Origin of the sequence: Subtercola endophyticus (assembly GCF_021044565.1) — a bacterium.
GTDB classification, from domain to species: domain Bacteria; phylum Actinomycetota; class Actinomycetes; order Actinomycetales; family Microbacteriaceae; genus Subtercola; species Subtercola endophyticus.
Genome location: NZ_CP087997.1, coordinates 2356789 through 2374362, shown reverse-complemented (window position 1 = coordinate 2374362; position 17574 = coordinate 2356789). Strand labels below are relative to the sequence as shown.

15 protein-coding genes are annotated in these 17574 nt (G+C 58.2%); 8 read left to right on the top strand and 7 right to left on the bottom strand.

Annotated elements, in window-relative coordinates; translation table 11 throughout:
• Positions 1-22: 22 nt before the first annotated feature.
• Positions 23-334, bottom strand: coding sequence for an SdpI family protein (locus LQ955_RS11080; RefSeq protein ID WP_231028114.1), 312 nt, complete (start codon positions 332-334; stop codon positions 23-25).
• 38 nt (positions 335-372) lie between these two features.
• Entirely contained in the window at positions 373-708 is a 336-nt protein-coding gene (locus LQ955_RS11075) for a hypothetical protein (protein WP_231024604.1), read from the bottom strand.
• Positions 709-780: 72 nt separating this feature from the next.
• Here LQ955_RS11075 and LQ955_RS20220 point away from each other — a divergent pair, with 72 nt between their 5' ends.
• Positions 781-975: a DUF2510 domain-containing protein gene (locus LQ955_RS20220; protein WP_390623375.1), complete on the top strand. Its 195-nt coding sequence runs from the start codon at positions 781-783 to the stop codon at positions 973-975.
• 72 nt (positions 976-1047) lie between these two features.
• Here LQ955_RS20220 and LQ955_RS11070 read toward each other — a convergent pair whose 3' ends face one another.
• On the bottom strand, positions 1048-1221 hold the full coding sequence (locus LQ955_RS11070) for an antitoxin VbhA family protein (protein ID WP_231024603.1): 174 nt from the start codon (positions 1219-1221) through the stop codon (positions 1048-1050).
• Between the two features lie 891 nt (positions 1222-2112).
• Here LQ955_RS11070 and LQ955_RS11065 point away from each other — a divergent pair.
• Positions 2113-2454 carry a ribbon-helix-helix domain-containing protein gene (locus LQ955_RS11065; protein ID WP_231024602.1) on the top strand — a complete coding sequence of 114 codons (342 nt, stop codon included), beginning with the start codon at positions 2113-2115 and terminating at the stop codon, positions 2452-2454.
• Complete coding sequence (locus LQ955_RS11060; protein ID WP_231024601.1) at positions 2444-2878, top strand: (deoxy)nucleoside triphosphate pyrophosphohydrolase; 435 nt, start codon at positions 2444-2446, stop codon at positions 2876-2878. Before LQ955_RS11065 ends, LQ955_RS11060 begins: the two co-directional genes overlap by 11 nt.
• Here LQ955_RS11060 and LQ955_RS11055 read toward each other — a convergent pair.
• From LQ955_RS11055 to LQ955_RS11040, 4 genes are all read right to left on the bottom strand, one after another.
• Positions 2844-3209, bottom strand: coding sequence for a hypothetical protein (locus tag LQ955_RS11055; RefSeq protein ID WP_231024600.1), 366 nt, complete (start codon positions 3207-3209; stop codon positions 2844-2846). The two genes, LQ955_RS11060 and LQ955_RS11055, sit on opposite strands and share 35 nt — an antisense overlap.
• A gap of 79 nt (positions 3210-3288) precedes the next feature.
• Complete coding sequence (locus LQ955_RS11050; protein ID WP_231024599.1) at positions 3289-3456, bottom strand: hypothetical protein; 168 nt, start codon at positions 3454-3456, stop codon at positions 3289-3291.
• A 249-nt stretch (positions 3457-3705) separates the two neighbouring features.
• Positions 3706-5136, bottom strand: a complete 1431-nt coding sequence (locus LQ955_RS11045; protein WP_231024598.1) for an Abi family protein — start codon at positions 5134-5136, stop codon at positions 3706-3708.
• Positions 5137-5417: 281 nt separating this feature from the next.
• A complete protein-coding gene (locus tag LQ955_RS11040) occupies positions 5418-5777 on the bottom strand; it encodes a single-stranded DNA-binding protein (RefSeq protein ID WP_231024597.1) in 360 nt (119 codons plus the stop codon).
• Between the two features lie 77 nt (positions 5778-5854).
• Between LQ955_RS11040 and LQ955_RS20215 the strand changes: the two genes are divergently transcribed.
• The 5 genes from LQ955_RS20215 (at position 5855) to drmB (ending at position 17574) form a co-directional block, all read left to right on the top strand.
• A complete protein-coding gene (locus LQ955_RS20215) occupies positions 5855-6184 on the top strand; it encodes an ArsR/SmtB family transcription factor (protein ID WP_390623374.1) in 330 nt (109 codons plus the stop codon).
• Between the two features lie 117 nt (positions 6185-6301).
• The gene (locus LQ955_RS11035) at positions 6302-11077 is read left to right on the top strand and encodes a DEAD/DEAH box helicase (RefSeq protein WP_231024596.1); all 4776 of its coding nucleotides are present in this window, start codon (positions 6302-6304) and stop codon (positions 11075-11077) included.
• Positions 11074-12591, top strand: a complete 1518-nt coding sequence (locus tag LQ955_RS11030; protein ID WP_231024595.1) for a nuclease-related domain-containing DEAD/DEAH box helicase — start codon at positions 11074-11076, stop codon at positions 12589-12591. The genes LQ955_RS11035 and LQ955_RS11030 overlap by 4 nt, the downstream gene beginning before the upstream one ends.
• The gene (locus LQ955_RS11025) at positions 12588-15773 is read left to right on the top strand and encodes a helicase-related protein (RefSeq protein ID WP_231024594.1); all 3186 of its coding nucleotides are present in this window, start codon (positions 12588-12590) and stop codon (positions 15771-15773) included. Before LQ955_RS11030 ends, LQ955_RS11025 begins: the two co-directional genes overlap by 4 nt.
• Positions 15760-17574, top strand: a complete 1815-nt coding sequence (drmB, locus tag LQ955_RS11020) for a DUF1998 domain-containing protein (RefSeq protein WP_255713570.1) — start codon at positions 15760-15762, stop codon at positions 17572-17574. The genes LQ955_RS11025 and drmB overlap by 14 nt, the downstream gene beginning before the upstream one ends.

Below are 17574 nucleotides of genomic sequence, written 5' to 3'. Positions count from 1 at the left end.
TCCCCCTGGTCTTTGATTTGCGTCAGCGCATGGCGGCCCGATTAGCGAGCACAATCGCGACGGCCGAGTCGAGGATGTCCAAAACCGCGCAGCTCGCCACGATCGGCACAAGCGCGCTCCAGATGCCCCCGATGACACTCATGCTGATGGTGAGCCCCAACCCGATCGCATAGACGGGAATCAGCAGAGCACGCACCGACCAGCCAACTCGCTGGCCGGCTGCCCAGGAGGCATCCGATCTCTGGGTGGCTCGGGTCCTGAATCCGACGATGCTATTGCGAGGGATCGTCCCGCGAAGGGCTTGGATAAGTCCGACGACGTTGATGGCCAACATGATGGCGAGAAGTGCAGAAACGGTTGCGGCTCCGTAAATCACGAGTGAGCCACCGCTTCGTCTGGCACCAACGTGGGCGTGAATGGCGTCTGATTCATCGCGCCATTTCGGGCGACCACGGTGTAGCTCGCTCCAGCTACCCCCATGAAGTCGAGCGAACCTGACCCCAATCGCACTCGGGTTCCCCGGTATCGAACGAATGTCGTCAAATGAAGGGGGCCGGCAGGTGTCACGATGCTGGTGCTGCCACCCCAAGTACAGGCGGTTTCTTCGCGATTCACCTCGGCGAACGCCTGGGCAAACAACCGCAGAAACCAGCCGTTAACGACGTTCGGTTTGAACGCGACAAGCAGGGTGCACTCCGCTGTGGGCATGGGAAAGACCCTAGCTTGGGTGACACCAAGATGACAAGTCCTCATTAAAGCCGACCGAATGAGCCCTGGGGTGTGGCGGCATCAATTCTCGCTAGGCTCGAGCCAGCATCCGGGGGAGGGAATGTGGCTAACGCGTCAGCAGCGTGGTACCCGGTACATGATGGCCGCCTGCGTTGGTGGAACGGCATCCTTTGGACTGATCATTTCCACGAGCCGGCGGCTAATCTTCCGCCAGCCGGATGGTACGCCGATACCAGGCCGGACTGAGAGTTCCGATCCGGGCGTCACGCCAGGTGCCGAAGAACTCTCGATCCTCGCATCGGACACTGATCAACGAACTCAGGTGAGACCATACCTGGCACGAACCCGCTCGACGAGTTCATTCGAATCGATCTCGCCCGCAACATAAGAATCGGCGTCGGCGAGAGTCTCCTTCGACACGGTCAGGCCCTCGATTTCGGCGCTGTGACGTGCCTCTTCTACCTGCAGCGCGCGCGACTCGACAATCATCATGACAGCCTCCGTTCCTCAAACCAACGGTACTGAACCGAGCCGACATTGATGGTTGGCCGCAGCGGATAGCCGTAGGCGTAACAATCGCTTGAGGTCTTTCTGGGCGAGCGGATGCCCGGCGACTCGCCCCGTCTCATCTCTTCACTCGCAGAAACCTCGCAACCCCGCGCCGCAGGTCGAGCCCCACGCTCTCTGCGCGCACTGACACCATCGCCGAGTCGCGCCCATCGTCAACCGGATACAACCGATGCACGCGCAGTTCCCCCTCAACGACCACATAGTCACCTTCAACCAGACTGTCGAGAACGTTAGACGCCAGCTCCCCATCACAAACGACATCGCACCACGGCACAGCCCGAGCCGTCCGCTGCCCCTTCTTACCCGGCGCAGTCTGCTCATTTTCACCACAAAACCGAGGCGAATGGATGCTCGGAACCATTCTGATCGAAACGCTCGGCTTGCCCGCATGGAGAGAACGCAGGCCCTGCGCGGGCAGCGTGTCGGGTAATTCGACCTGGAATACAATAGTGAAAGATTGTCATGATCGAAGGCGTTGGGACGATTGGCACTTCGCATAGCTCGCGAGATACTTCTGTACTACAATATTGAAATGAGTTGAAATGTCCACCAGGTGGACTCCGAGCGCAGCGAAACACGGAGTCGACCAGGCCGATGCCTTGAACGCGATTGAGCGCCACGTTTACTGGCCGAGGGCTTTCGATGAGCCGAGACTTGAGGGCGGGTTGCGGCCTGATTTGTGGATCGGGCCCAACCGAAGTCGCACGCAGATGATTGAGGTGTTGGCGGAGGTTACGCCACCTGCCGACCTGTTGATTTTTCATGTCATGGAGGCCAGACGCAAGATGTTAGACATAGCAGAGGGGCACGTAGATGAGCACGACTGAGAATGAGAACAAGCGCGGCGAAAAACTCAGCGAGTGGGTTGAGACGCTCGACCACATTTCCGCCGACGCGATCGTTGTGCGTGGAAATGGTAAAGACTCCGGCCGAGCGCTCCTCGAAGCAGCCCTCGGTTCCGCTGAAGCTGTTGACAAAGCAATCGGTCGCCCGAACCTCAGCGGTGTTTCCGGTCGGGGAGAATCCCCTGTTCGCCAGGTGCGCCTCCCGCGCGCCCTCGATCAAGCCCTCGTTGAGCGCGCAGCGTCTGAACATCGCAAGCCCAGCGAAATCGTCAGGGAGGCGCTCTCCGCGTACCTCGGCAATGCATCTTGACCACCGACCAGGAGAGCAACGCGTGATAGTAGTTGGCGCGGTCATCGCTCACGCGGGGAAGGTCTTATGCTGTCGAAGAGCCCCAGCCAAAGCCTCAGCTGGCCTGTGGGAGTTCCCGGGCGGCAAAGTCGAAGCCGACGAAACGCCTGAGCAAGCTCTGGCCCGCGAGATCCACGAAGAACTGGGCGTCCCGATCCTGGTCGGCGACCTGGTCCTCCGCGCAACCACCTCGGTAGACGGGCGCAAGATTGATCTCGCCTGTTACTGGGCAACTCTCCAACAAGACGCGCCAGCGGCGAGCACCGATCACGATGAAATGGTCTGGCTACCTATAGCCGACCTGATGTCGCTCGATTGGGCCAAACCAGACCTCCCCGCAGTCTCGCGTCTCATCGCTCAAGAGTCGGCAGAGACGTCGGGCTGACGGACATTAATCCATCTCCGTCCCTGACCCAAACGGTGATGCCCAGACTCACACAGAGTTCCATAAGGTCAGGTGTCGGGATGCCCGGCAGAAGTATCGACGGGCGCACCCCGTTCACAACCTTCTGTGTGGTGTGCACGTAGTCCAGCACCTGCCCGATCGCATTCCGCACGTACCCGCGCGCCGACGACTTCTTGGCTTCGACGATCTCGCCGGACGTCTCGTTGTACAGGTCAGGCTCCATCACGGTATTGCCGACGGGCACGCGCAAGCGCCGCACCGTGTCGCCGCGGGCAATGAGCCAGGCCCTCAAAATCGGCTTGGAGTTCAAACTCGATCCGAGAGACGGTGCGCCCCAGCTCACTCGGCTCGAACGGTTCGAGCTCATAGGAGTCGCTGGATGGAGGCGTTCAGGGAGATGCCTGCGGCTGATTGAGCTGCTCGCCGGCGTAGGTCGGGAGCTCGCTCGTATCCGCGTCGAGAGGCACGAGATTGAGCGAGGTGAACGGATGCCCGGGCCAGGCCGCACGAACGACACCGTTCGGCGGGGCTCCTTGTGCATGTCCGGCGATAGACACTTGAACCGTTCTAGCACGGTCGGGTTGCGCGTCGCCTCTACTCTCGGTCGACGGACTGGTGCAGTTCTCGCGCTAGGGGGAACACCGCGTAGTGCGTCATGGCGAGCTGTCGCATCATTCTGGGCCAGTTGCGCCGAGAGAACTTGCTCAAGTGTTACGTGCCCGTGGCCAGTTGGTGGCAACAGTGCCCCCTGCCGCGGTCCTGACTCACAAATACTAACTGAGCGTGCGGATGCCGGTCGTGGGGAACTATTCGCTACTGAAGGGCAGCGATAGGTCGAGGTGCTGGTCGCTCAGCTTGCCGGCCTCCAGCAGCTCTAATGGTGACCGATCTTCTAGCTCGGGCTGCTTCGTCAACCACCAAGTAAGGGCAATCCAGGGAAACGCCTCGTCTTCGTTCACGTCTCTATTGCCAACGTACAGTCGTCGGTTTGCTTCCAGCACGATGCTCTTCGCATCTCCGGTTTCGGCGTCAAACTGAAACCGCGGAAAGTGCAATGTCTCCGTCGGAGAGAGTGCGAAAATGGCATGCTTTTGGCGGTAGTAGCCGAGGCGACTTCGTCGGTCCTTTGTAGGAAGTGACGACAATAGATCTCTTGCTTCAGAGGTGCCGACGGTATCGACAGACGCAAGGAGTTCAAGGCGGTTGGCGCGTTCCTCATCGCGTGAATAAGAAAGTTGCCACAGCCTTTCCCTATCCCAATGCGAAGGGAATCCCATCACAGAAAGTGGCTGATCGATCCGCCCTGCCCAAGACTTAATGAAAAGGGCCGTGTGGAGTCGCCAGTCGCTTTTCGGATGAGTGCGAGCAAGCAGGAACCCCAAGATCGAAAGAGTTCCGTAGAGGTGTCTGCGCAACTCGTCAGCCCTCAGATGCGCAAGCTCTTCGATGGCGGGGGATTCCGCGATGATGACGTCGAAGTTGCGGTTCCATAGTCGTGAGTGGTGGGCGCAGGTGTTCCGGATATATCGGATGTGGTTGAGCCAGCTCGAGAATGTTGCAATGTCCCCGTCGGGAACGTGATCGAGAACATCGAATTGCGCCGCGATCGTGCGCCGATCCCGCTGCATCAGACCGTCATAGAGACGGATTACTGTTCCAAATGACATGACCTCGGTTGCGGCCCATACCGGAAGTTCTTCGCCATATTTTGACCTGAAGTGGGCGACGAAGGCCTCCTGCGATCGATTCTCCTGTTTGTTGAGATCTCGAAGCCACTCTTCGTAGTGGGACTCGGTGAAACTCACCGTGGTTTCATCAGGGGCATTCATGGCACTGCTACGTGGCTTTGTGAAATCGGCATCGAAGTTGGTTGGGTCGCGGTGCGCGAATGCCCCAATCTTTCCAAGCAGATGGCCAACCTTGAATCTGAAGGCGATTTCAAACATCTCGATCGCATCAAACAGCCTGATCCTAAGCTGGCGGTCGAACTCGTAAATATCGGCGACGGTGGTTAGGTTGGTGCCTGACTCGAATTCAGAAAGCCTTTTCGGTGGATCGGCAGGCGCAGACTCATCGAATTTCCGAAAAGGGTATGAGTAGCCAGACAGTCGGTAATAGCCGACCTTTTGAAGCAGATCTTCGGCCCACTTGTCATCGACAATAACCATCCCACGAGCGCGCATCAGCGCAACCTGCTCGGTAACAGATTTAAACGGCTTTGCGTAACTGCTTGTCATGGCGTCGATCGCGTAGTTAAAGAAAACTAGTCGCCCCTCTGTGAAGAGAAGACGACTAGTCGTGTTGAAAAGAGGATAACACAACGGGCTGATGAGGTTTGGGACCCGGGGCTCAGGTGTCCCCGACCAGTAGGCTACAGCGCTCGCACCGAACAGACAGAGGATGCGCTGTAGCCTACTGGTCGGGGAGTCGGAAGTCAAGCTTCTCTCAATATCGTATCACGATCGATAGGTAGGGTCCAGACCGAAATTCTGCGAGAGGCTAGGCATTGCCGACGCCCTCATCGCTTCATCCGCAGAAACTTCGCAACCCCGCGCCGCAGGTCGAGCCCCACGCTCTCCGCCCGCACCGACACCATCGCCGAGTCGCGCCCATCGTCAACCGGATACAACCGATGCACGCGCAGTTCCCCCTCAACGACCACATAGTCACCTTCAACCAGACTGTCGAGAACGTTAGACGCCAGCTCCCCATCACAAATAACATCGCACCACGGCACAGCCCGAGCCGTCCGCTGCCCCTTCTTACCCGGCGCGGTCTGCTCGTTCTCGACGACGAAAGCGGCAACTTGGATGCCCGTCCCGTCCATCGTCACGGGATCCGACTGCACCCTGCCGCGAACCCATATCCTGCTGTCCATGCTTTCCTTCCGTTGATATAGACACTTTATAAGTGTTCAGATAAATCCTCAACTATGAAAAACGACACAATGGGGTTATGTCACGTCGAGCATCCATGCCCAACTTGAACTCTGACCTCGCCAAAGTAGCTCTCGCGTTGCAGGCGACCCCGGCGAGACTGGCAGTTCTAGCGAGCCTCAATACGGATGGACCTCAGACGCGAGGTCGGCTGTCTGCGAGACTCGGCCTCACCATCGGCGCGCTTCAGCACCACCTCGTGACACTACGTGAGATCGGTCTAGTCCTCGCGGTGCCATTGGACGAGCCGGATCATTACCACCGCACAGAGTATCGAATCGACACCGCCAAGCTCGCCGAAGTTTATGAAGCGCTTGGCGCAAGCCTCGGCATCAGCCGACAGGAATGACGCGCCGAAGGAAGTACGTAAGGCAGGTTAGTAAGACGAAGATTTCTCGCGGAGAGAATCTCCCTGTCTGTGCTCGGCACTAACATTTCTTTGAGGACGAATAGTCGGGGGTTGGGCATGTCGATGACGACAGATTCGTGGGTGCCGGATGATGCACTTGTCAGGGAAATCGAAGCGCAATTTCGCAGCGCGATCGCGGCCTATGCGGCAAAGCCGACTTTGATCGCGGAGCATGCAAACCATGAAGAGTCGATTCGAACGGGAGGCTACGCGAATCGAACCCTCCTCGAACTCGTCCAGAATGCTGCTGACGCGATGGCGGGAGGCGCGGACGACATCGGGCGCGTTGAGATCGTGCTCGACCCGATCGCCAATACGCTCTACTGTGCGAACTCAGGCCGGCCGTTCTCGAGAACAGGTCTCGTGGCAATCACCCACGCCCATCTAAGCGGAAAGCGTGGGGACGAGATCGGCCGCTTTGGGCTCGGGTTCAAGTCCGTTCTCGCTGTCACCGACTCGCCACAGATTCTCAGCCGATCGGTATCGTTCGAATTCAATTCCGTGGAGGCCCAGACTGCGATGGGGCTAATCGGCTCATCGAGTCGTCGGCTACCGGTGCTCCGCACAGCGACTCAGTTGGATGCTATCGAGCTGATCGAGTCTGACCCGATCGCGAAGCAGCTTGCTTCTTGGGCAACAACAATCGTGCGTCTACCCGGGGCAATGGGGGGAGATCGTTTACGACGAGAGATGGAATCATTCTCATCCGAGTTCCTTCTGTTTGTTGGCGCGGTGCGCGAAGTGCGTCTAAGCGTTCTTGGTGACGGAGGCTTCGCGACTAGTCATGTGTCTCGTGATCTTGGCGGTGGACGATTCAAGATTGAGCGCCCGAATGGTGGTGGCGACGAATGGCTGGTCAGCGATCGTATGCACTCGCCAAGCCCTGCTGCGCGGCGCGAGGTAGGAGAAGCGGTTTCGCGTGACCAGATCAAAGTCAGCGTCGCAGTGCCACTAAAGCCTCGTCGGGCGAACCTGGAGTCTGGTGATCTTGGAACTCAGATCGGTCAATTTTGGAGCTACTTTCCCCTCCAAGACAGAACATCGGCAACCGCATTCTTCAATGCACCGTGGAGCGTGAATGACGATAGGACGACACTTCTGCGGAACGATTACAACCGCGAAATCCTGGGCACTCTCGCCGAGATGTTCGTCGATTTGCTTCCTCGAATAAGCACGCAGGACGACCCCGCTGCACAACTCGACTACCTCCCTGCCCGTGGTCGCGAAGCTATCTACTTCGGCGATGAGGTCCTATGTGCGTTGGTCCCACCATTAGCGATTACTTCGCCTCTGATCCCTGACGGGTCCGGTGAACTGCGGACGCCGGGTGACTTGCGGCCACTCGACCTTACGTGCGAATGGAAGGTTCCGGAGATCGCGCACGAAGCTTGGATAGTTTCACCGAATACTGGTACCGATGTGCCGCACTGGCGGTCGTACAGCTCAACGCAACGCATGGCACGATTGCGGCAACTATTTGCTGTGAGCGCGGACCCGACGCGATTCGAGGACGACGGTAGAGACATGAAGCGCGCGCTCGAAATGGTGCCAAAAAGGGGCATCCTTACATGGCTGCATGAATGGGCGGAAGGTTCCGATCTAGAGTCGGCAGCGGATGCATTCAAGGTAGTAATAGCGAATAGAGGTATGGCCGATGCCGATAGCGCTCGTGTTATACCAACCAACAATGGTTTGCGTTCGATTAGCGATCGCAACCTCGTGTTTTTGGCGCAGGCCGAGGACCTCGAAATAGACGGCGCCTTGTTTGTGACTCCTGAGTTCCTCGCGTATCCCGACATGGAGAAAACCCTCCGAGCTGTTGGCTTTCGTGACCTTGACCCGGTGGCCATTCTCGCTGCGCGACTTAGCCGCTTGAAGCTGGGCGCGCCACCTGAACTTCAAGCGAAGTTTTGGGATGCCGCACTCGGAGTGAGCGGGCATGACGCGCTGAATGTGATCCGAGAAAATCCGACTTCGCAGGTGCTCGTTCCAACCCGAGACGGTGACTGGCAATGGCCTCAGCAGGTACTAGACCTGGACGGGGAGCTTCCAGGAGCGGATGGCGGCCTCCTGCTCGACCGGCAAAGGTGCCTTCCGTCGTTAGCCCACAAATTGGGAGTGGCGAATTCGCCCCGCCAGAACTTTTCTTTCGAGGATGAATTCGCTGCGGATGAATACCGGGACTGGATACTTGCCGATCTAAACAGCAATCTCACTCCTGGCGAACGCCCTATTGAACGGATCTCGCTTTACCCGACTGGCGCTCATTCCCCGGGACCCTTTTCGGCTCTGCTCCTTTTGAAGGATTCTGATGCCGCACCGCAGCTCCGCGAATCGTGGACCCGCGGACTTCTCGAGTTCGGTGACTCGCCTTGGGACTGCGAGGACTTAGCGACCGCGCTGTCATATCGAGTTAAGTCGCCGGTGCGATGGGCTGTTGAGCGGGCCGGGCTGTTCCGCAGCTCTCGAGGCTTTAGGCCGCTGGCCGACCTAGTTGCTCCCTCGCTCGTTGAGTTCAAAGACGTGCTTCCTCTTTTTGAAGGACCGCGAGTGATTGTCGAGATTCTGGGGCTTCCAGATGAGCTTGATCTGATCCCTCCAAAGATCCTGCAAGAGGCGCTCAGCGTCGAATTGTTGCCGCCCACGTTCGCCGACGAGGTTCTCGTCAGTTTCATCCTCGAAGCGGCAAGCCACGCCTACCCGGGAGGCCAACCGCCGCGGATTCCCGCACGCGTGGGGCGGATCATCGAATCACGCTCGAACCGAAATGTCTACGTGGCAGTCAATGAGGAGCAACGGGAATATCTAGCAGCTCATCAGAGACCGTTTCTTTTTGCGACCGAGTTGCAAGCAAAGCAACTAATAGACAAAGTAGGTTGCCTCAGATTTGAGGATAGCTTTGCATTTTCGATGCAGATCGATGGTCAGCAGGAACCGGAGCGACTACTCGACATCTTTCCCGGATTGAGGGAATGGCCGAGTGGCGATGACCTGCCGAGCGTGACTCTCTCGCGCGCTGAATCGATCGCGAAATGGGTAACCACCGAAGACGGTGTCGAAACCCAGTCAATCGAGGTCTATCGAGATGGCACGGCGCTGCTCATCCAGTCCGATGCCGATGAACGTCGCTCATTGCGTTTGGTGAGTGAGTCCTTCGATCTCGACCTCACCAACGCGGACATTGAGAGGGTTCTCAAAGTCGGATTGGATAATCACCTGGAGTTGCTGCGCCAAGACGCGCTCAGCGCAATTACCGACGTGGATCGACTAGACGCATACTTCGGGGAGGACGATCTCCGGGACAAACTTCCAAAAGGACTTTGGCAAGGGCTTGAGGCTCAGGGTCTAGTCACGAAACATACATCAATGTCGGAGCTGTATCTCTCTGTTTACGGGAAAGACGCCATAAAGGAGCTCGCGGAACTTTTTCGCCGAGACGGTTTTCCGGATGTGCCTACGCAATGGGCAGGTGGCGCAGCGACCATCTCGTGGCTCCGCCGGATGGGTTTCGGGGCCGAGTATGCAGGCCAACGGACTAAGCCTCAAGATGCCGAGTTCGTCGTCCCTGGTGCCACCATCCTTGAACCCCTTCACGACTACCAGAGAGAAATCAGCGGCAAGTTAGACCGTGTCCTGGGCGAAGTGATCGCGGGGCGCAGGTCAAAAGCGATGGTCGTGCTCCCCACCGGAGCAGGAAAGACACGAGTAGCTACACAGACAATCTTGCAGCAGTTCATCGACGGCAAACTGCGAGGTCCAATCCTCTGGATCGCCCAGTCGCAAGAGCTCTGTGAGCAGGCCGTCCAGACTTTCAACCAAGTGTGGCGCGGTCTGTGCACGGAGCAGCGTGTGGACAGTCCGCTGGCCGTGGGACGCCTTTGGGGTAATAACGAAGTAAACAAGCCCGATACCGAATTTAGTGTCTACGTCGCAACAGACGCCAAAATTGAAGCGATTCTCGAAAAGCCCGATCATTCTGACTACGACTGGCTGAGCACTCCTGCTGCGGTCTTCATCGACGAGGCCCACATCGCTGGCAACTCCACGAGATATACCAAAATTCTGAGTTGGCTGGAAGTCGATGGCCGAAATTGGGCACGCCCATTGATCGGTCTTTCAGCAACTCCCTTCAAAGGAACATCGGTCGAAGCAACCAAGGCATTGGCTGCGCGGTTCGGGAACAATCCGCTTCAGGCATTCGGCGCCGACGAGGACGTCTATGGTGAGCTCGTCAAACTCGGCGTGCTTGCACGAGTGAAGCACAAGCTTCTCCAAGGAGGCGACGTGCGTCTCACCGAGGCTGAAGCGGCGGAAGCTATGAACAAGAACCGCGTCAGCGGGACCGTCCTCGATCGGGTCGCTGCCGATCATCGACGTATGGCCAATCTCGTATCGAGCATTCAGGAGCTCGACGCGGAACAACGTCGATCGGTGTTGGTCTTCACGCCCAACGTCTTGTCCGCTCAGGTTCTAGCCGCCACGCTAAGAATTAATGGGACTTCGGCGGCCTCGGTAAGCGGCGGGACAGGCCGACAGGAGCGGCGTGACGTGATTGAGCGGTTCAAGGACGGGGCCATACGGGTGCTCGCCAACTGCGATCTGCTCACGCAGGGCTTTGACGCCCCAGGAGTTACTGCGCTTTACATCGCGCGCCCAACCTTCAGCCCGAGTGCCTACATACAGATGGCAGGACGAGGCCTCCGCGGCCCGAAGAACGGCGGAAAGGATGAGTGTTTGATCGTGGACATGGCCGACAATTTCGGCAGCGTGAACATCAATAACTTGCTCGGATACCGCGAGTACGAGCACCTTTGGCAGGAGCAGCAGTCGTGATTCTGAGTCCCGATCTTCATGACATCGAAAGCACCGCGCACAGTGACGCCGAGCGACGCGTCGCCCGGCTTTTGAAAGACATCCCCAACGTTGATGCAGTGGCATTCCACTCGGTTAACCTCCGCTCACACCAATACAAGCAGATGGCGGAGGTTGACTTCGTGATTCTATGGAAGGGCGTGGCGATCATTGTCGAGGTCAAGGGAGGTGGCGTACAGAAATTCGAGGGCGTCTGGTACTCAGTCGATAGGAAAGGTGACTCTCATCGCCTGGCAACCTCCCCAATGGAGCAAGCACAGTCAGCGATGTTTGCTCTCAAAAAGATTCTCGAAGAAGACGGACTCGGATGGTTTCCCGCAGTCGCGGTGGTCATCACCCCCGATATTGAAGCACCCCCACCCTCGCACGAATGGAAAGCTACTAACTGGCTCGCGAACGAGACGATGACGGCTGTCTCGCTTGCCGGCGCACTTGACGTGATCGCGAGATCGGCTCCCACAGCGCCCCGAAACGCGCACCCGGCGCGTGTGGATGATATTCGCGTGCGATTGTTCGGTGCCTTCTCACGGCTGCCAGTGATCGACGCTCAGCGCGGGGCGGTGATTGACGAACAGAACACTGCAACGAATGAGCAAGCGCGCGTGCTGGCCGGGCTCGCGAAGATCCCGCGGCTTGTCGTGTTCGGCGGCGCTGGCACCGGCAAGTCGGTCGTGCTTGCCGAGGCGGCGAAGCAGGATGCTGAAGCTGGACGCACGGTGCTCGTCACATTCCGGTCGCCTGGGCTTCGCAGCTTTTTCGAACCACGCTTGTCGGGTCGGGGAATCGAGATCACGGAATTCGCGGCGTTGACTCCCAGTAAGCAGTTCGATGTCGTATTGGTGGACGAGGCTCAGGATCTGATGTCGGCCGATGCAATGGACTTACTCGAACGTGTGATGATCGGAGGTCGATCGCAGGGTCGGTGGCGTATGTTTCTCGATCACAACAACCAAGCCCACTTACATGGTCGTTTCGATCCCGACGTCCTCGAATTGGTCTTGGCTGATGCAATGGAGTGCGACTTGAGCAAGAACGTTCGAAACACGCGGGCAATCGTTCACATGGTCCAGGAGTATCTGGGAGCGGACGTCGGCGACCCCGGCATTGTCAACGGCGAGCGCATTCAATGGAAATGGATAGTCGACAATAAGACCTTCGAACCCGCCCTCGAACTCGCGAGAAGCCTCAAGGGAGACGGCGTGCGCCCCGCCGACATTTGGGTGATCCCAGTCTCAGCTGACCACGACCTCGATGAATTGCACGACGGATTCCGAGTGCTTAGTCCTCGGGTTTCGAAGGGGCTCGAAGCCGAGCACGTCATCGTCTGCGAACTCCCGACTGAATACGGCGATGAATCGTTAGCAGCATTTTATGTCGCGGCCACGAGAGCACGGGTGACGTTGCATGTCGTCGCCAGCGAGCCAGACAAGAAGCGACTCCGCTCACTTGAGTCGAGGGGTGGGCGTAGATCATGACGCTAACACGAGCCCAAGCTCAGGCACTCGCCCACCTTCGCAAGGCGTACCTTGGGCCGGAGCAGGGCGACGGCGAGGTCCTCATGAATAGACCCTCATTGCAATATGCAGTCGGCATGCTCTTTCCGTCCGATGAAACCCGGGCGACGGCGGAGGGCTCAGCGGCCAACCAAACGGACTCAGAGCAGTTCATCCTCGCCGACGTGGAGGAAGGCGATGTCGAAGAGGATGGTGCCGCACCACCGCTTGCTGAGGATTGGCGCCCATCGTCTGCAGCACTGTCATTTGTCACTGACGCCGACAACATCGTTTGCGATTTTTCCGCTGCCACCTATTCTCCGATCATTGACGACGGCCCGTTACGGTGGCAGAGAGAGGGGCATGGCTTTGAGGGAATTGAGCTGGTTCGCGATGTCTCGCCTGTCCGTCGGATATTCGCCGGAAGTGTTCCCGTCGAGATCGGGTCACGATGGCGCGCTTTCGGAAAAGCCTGGCTGGTCACCTTACATGTCCGGCTACTGGAAAAATCAACGGGCGACGACCGAGAAGACATTGGCCGCATGCTATTTCAAGTTGATCTCGGGGCACGTCACGCCAAAGGAGCCCGGATCCTCGAGTACGAAGTTAATCGCGCGATCGACGTCGATCACGAATCGCGAGAACTGAGATTGCGCTATCGTGACCGCAGGATTTTCGGCGTCGGTCACGGGATGGCTGCGAGCTGGGATTTGGATTCGGACGGCTCATGTGTACGGGTGTTCCTCGACCCTGTACCGCATTTCGTGGTCCCTGCTGTCGAGCAAGCGTTAGACAACGAGTCCGCGCTCTCGGGCACTGCATCCTTGTCGCTTGATCTCGAATTCCTCGCGCAGCTCGACGAGGAACCTCTCACCGTGACCTCGGCCTTGTTCGAGTTCGTAGACTCCTTCTCCGGTTGGGCTGACGAGCAGGTTAATACGGCGCAACAGCTTGGAGATGTCGCAAGCGACATCGCTGATCGATCAAGAATCGCCGCCGACCGGATGCGCGCTGGCGTTGAGCTTCTCGCCGAACCGGTCAACGAGCAACTGCGAGTCGCATTCTCGTTGAGTATGGTCGCGATGCGCCTGCAAATGCGTCAGGCTGATTTGGCGCGTGGGACAGCCGATTCGAAGCCGGCGTGGCGGCCGTTTCAGCTCGGTTTCTTACTTGTCAGTCTCGCATCCTCCACTGATGAAGTGCATCCAGACAGAGGAATCGTCGACTTGATCTGGTTTCCGACCGGAGGCGGAAAGACGGAAGCCTATCTTGCGCTTGCCGCTGTAGTCATATTTCTGCGCCGACTTGTACACGGTCGAGAAGGAGCGGGCACCGCAATCATCACTCGCTACACTTTGCGGTTGCTCACATCCCAGCAGTTCCAGCGAGCGGCGTCACTCATATGCGCGATGGAGCTGCTCCGCGGGACTGATCATCGAACCCGCGGCATGGCGCGATTCTCCATTGGCTTGTGGGTCGGCAACGAAGCCACTCCGAAGGATCGCGCATCCGCTAAGCATTCTCTCGAGCGGCTATACAAAGCCCGTCATCCCCGCGATGCGAATGAGTTTCAGATCATGGAATGCCCGTGGTGTTCCATGGATCTCGTTCCGGAAAATCGAGATGACTCCAGGCGCACTTATGGAGCGCGCCTGGTAGGCAACGACGTAATTTTTCAGTGCGTCAATCCGACCTGCGAGTTCTTCAATCGGGAGCTACCGATGGCGGTTGTCGATGAAGTCCTCTACGAGGAACCGCCGACCTTCCTTCTCGCCACAGTCGACAAGTTCGCCAGACTTCAGTTCAACGAGCGAGCTGGACGGCTTCTCGGTATCGGCACCGCTCATCGCCAGCCTTCATTAATCATTCAAGATGAGCTTCATCTCTTGTCGGGCCCGCTCGGCACCACCGTCGCAGTTTTTGATGCCGTGATCCAAGTGTTGTTGGCTCGATCGGGTTCCCAGCCCAAAATCATCGCCTCGACCGCAACAATTCGAGCTTCGACGGATCAGATCCGAGGCCTCTATGGGCGCAAGGTCGCCCTGTACCCGCCCGCTGGTCTCGACGGCGACGTGAATTTCTTCGCTCGCCCAGTACAGAATGGCGAAGGGAGACTCTACATCGGCTTAATGCCGCAAAGCGTTTCCCAGGCAACGGCGCTCGTCGCGGCAGCGGCTCCACTAATTGAGATCCCCAATCACTTGGTTGGGGCGCACGGCGTGGGGCAGAGCTTGGATTCTTATTGGACGCTCGTGATGTACCACAACAGTTTGCGAGAGCTTGGTCGCACCGGCTCCCTCCTCCTTGATGATATTAACGGTCGTCTCGAAACACGATCAGAGCGCCTCGGGATCGAGCTTCGCAGGGTCCGGGCGGCGTCCGTTCTTGAACTCACAAGCAGACGGGGGCCGGAGGAGTTGCCGAATGACCTCCGACAACTCGGTGTCAGCGCCGACGCGTCTGCGAATGCTACAGACGTCGTTTTGTCTTCAAATATGCTGTCCGTCGGCATCGATGTCCAGAGACTCGCGCTAATGCTGATGGTAGGGCAACCGAAAACTACCGCAGAGTACATTCAAGCCACCAGCCGGGTTGGTCGAGGCCAGGCCAGCGGTATCGTGGTAACTCTGTTCCGCTCGAATCGAGCAAGAGATCGCTCCCACTTTGAAACATTCCGTGGCTACCATGACGCTCTCTACCGGGGCGTCGAGCCGACTAGCGTTACGCCCTGGTCGCTGTCATCTCGTGGTCGGTCACTCGCGGGGGCGCTGGTCGCGTTGCTCAGACAGTCATTCCCGGCGCTCGCCTCTGACGCCTCGGCTGGTCAGCTTGATCTCGCAGACAACAGCTTCCGCCGGGCGCTCGATAATCTGATGGAAAAGTTCCTCGACCTCGTCGCGCGAGCCGACCCATCGGAACGCGCAGAGGTCGGTGAGCAAATCTGGGAGCTGCTCAGGCAGTGGGACTATGAAGCGAGCGCGGCGCGGAGTGCTGGAGCGCTGCTTCGCTACGAGCGGAAGGCCGGCGTGGGCGTGGCACTCCTGAAACGATTCGGTCAACCGGGGCCTGGATGGCTTGTAGCAGACTCCATGCGCTCGGTCGAACCGAATGTCGCTATTGACGTTCGAGAACCATTGCGGGAGGTAGAACGTGCAGCTCATTAGGCATGACCTACGAGTCTCGGAGACGATATCGCCGTTCGGAGTGGGGGCGGTAGTCGACGTCAGGGGAGAGTCCCTGATCGCCCCCGATACATCGTGGTGGGACCGCAAGACCGCGCCCGAGATCACGTGTGATCGGCTTGTGGCTCAGCTGGGTGGCGGCGTGCTTAGGCAAGCGCCCACCCATGCCGGGCGAGCCGGGAAGGACACCGCATCGCTCCTGTATTGGCGATTTCCCGCCTGGCGGTTCTGCGAGCGGTGCGGGAGCCTCTCTCAGCTGACAGGGAGTGATAAAGGTAAATTTAGGAATGCGTGCGAGTGCGGAGGCACGTTAATCCCTATGCGATACGTCGCGGTGTGCGAGACCGGAAGCCACGTCCAAGACATACCTTGGTTTATGTGGGCGCATCGAGGCAATGATGCAATGGTTACGGAAGAAGTGCGCTTCTGTCGTGCCTATAAGGAACTTCGATTCGAACGCTCCAGCAAGCACGGTGATGGCCTTTCATCGCTCCGCGTTGTATGTGGTAAGTGCAAGCGATCTCGTCCTTTTTCCGAGCTTGTGACAAAGGATGCGCTGCTTCGAGATGGCGTCCGCTGCAACGGCCGACAACCGTGGGAACCGGAAGATGCTGTTCCGCAGCCCTGTGAGTCACACCTTGTGGCTGTTCAACGCGGCGCGACAGGCAACTACATTGCTGAGCGTGTCTCTGCCCTCGACATTCCCGAGGAAAAGCCTCGCTCGCAGGAGATTTTGGAGAAAGTTCGCGCTCACGACCTCTATCAGCGTCTCATTGATGACAATGGGGGACCGAAATCTGAGCAGATCGCAGGTTGGATCGCCGAGGAGCTTGGTGCGACCGAAGAATCAGTGCTTGCCGTCGCGTTCGAGACCGACAGCGAGTCGGAGGCACCTATGCTTCGTCTCAAAGACGGGGAGTGGGCGGCATTCGTCAAGAAACTCGGAGGTGGACGAGACCGCGCCGTAGGCGATTTTGTCGTTGATGGCTGGGCTCTCGAAGACTTCACGGGTGCACCTATCGAGCTTAGTTCCCGCATTGCCGGGCTCGGTCAAGTCCGCCGAGTACGAGAAGTACGTGCGCTGAAAGGATTTCGACGCCATAGTGCTGATGCTGACTTCATTCGGGCAGACCTCGACCGCGATCCCAAACATAGCCCCGTGTACCCATCTCTTGAACTCTTCGGTGAGGGCATTTTCCTGCAGTTCGACGAGCAATCGCTTTCCGATTGGGAATCGCAGCCTGCGGTGCGTGCACGTGCTCGAATACTGATGGACCGTCGTGAGCAGTCGGATTGGTCCCATCGTCTGGACGTTCCGGAGCCCCGGTTTATTGCGCTGCACACTATTGCTCACCTACTAGTAAGGCGATTGGCCTTCGCAAGTGGTTACTCGTCGGCGTCGCTACAGGAACGGATCTACGCCAATTCGGATAGAGCAGACAAGACTGCAGGCATCCTCATCTACACGGCGGCTGGTGACGCGCAGGGCACTTTGGGCGGACTCGTTCGGCTGGGAGAACCCAGCCAGCTACTGCCATTGCTCGTCGCAGCCCTCGACGATGCTGACGTTTGCTCGAATGATCCTGTGTGTATTGAGAGCGACAGACAAGGATCATCGCAGTTGAATCTGTCGGCCTGTCACGGCTGTGCGCTGATCAGCGAAACTTCCTGCGAGACGGGGAATCGTCTTCTGGATCGCCAATTAGTGTTGGGTGGTAGCGAAGTGCCCGGTCTCTTGGAAGGCGTACTCGAGGCGGTCCGCCGGTCTTCCGGAGTTCAATGA